The organism is Providencia sp. M-27, assembly GCF_011077905.1.
Taxonomy (GTDB): Bacteria; Pseudomonadota; Gammaproteobacteria; order Enterobacterales; family Enterobacteriaceae; genus Providencia; species Providencia huaxiensis.
The window spans coordinates 1-642 of the sequence record NZ_JAALBT010000072.1 but is presented as its reverse complement, the minus strand read 5'-3'; the positions used below and the strand labels follow the sequence as shown (position 1 = coordinate 642).

The 642-nt window shown below is 46.6% G+C and carries 1 protein-coding gene; it reads left to right on the top strand.

All coding sequences use genetic code 11. The features are described 5' to 3' along the window. A partial coding sequence (locus G6Q48_RS21975; RefSeq protein ID WP_166268416.1) for a hypothetical protein occupies positions 1-642 on the top strand: 642 nt, incomplete at both ends.

Below are 642 nucleotides of genomic sequence, written 5' to 3'. Positions count from 1 at the left end.
GCAACTCGATGGGGCGGTGATTAGCAGCACTGCGGACGCTGAAAAGAACAAGTTGGATACGGGCACGCTGGGCTTTGGGGATATCAAAAATAAAGCTGAATACAAGGTGGATAGCCAAAGTGGCGGCTTTAGCACAGGGGGCTCTCCATTTGCAGACCAGCTTGCGGGTAATGCCGCAGGCTCCTTGCTGACTAATGTGAATAACAAAGGGAAAGACAGCAATACGACACACTCAGCGGTGTCAGAAGGCGAGATTACAATTCGAGATAAGGATAATCAGAAACAAGATATCAACGAGTTAAGCCGTGATACAGATAATGCCCATGAGAAGCTGAACACCATTTTTGACAAAGAAAAAGAGCAAAAACGGATAGAAAAAACGCAGTTAGTGGGCGAATTAGGTAAGCAGATTACTGATATTGCGGTGACGAATGAGACGATTAAAGCTACGAAGGATGTAGATAGAGAGCACCCTGAGTTGAGTGGCAAGGAAAGAGAAGATGCTATTCAAGCTCAAGTTAACAAATCTGAATGGGGTGTCGGAGGGGATAATCGCCGTATAGTCGAGTCAGGCACCGCTTTGATTCAAGGGCTTATCAGTGGAGATGTGAATAAAGCGGTAGCGAATGCGAGTGCGCCGTA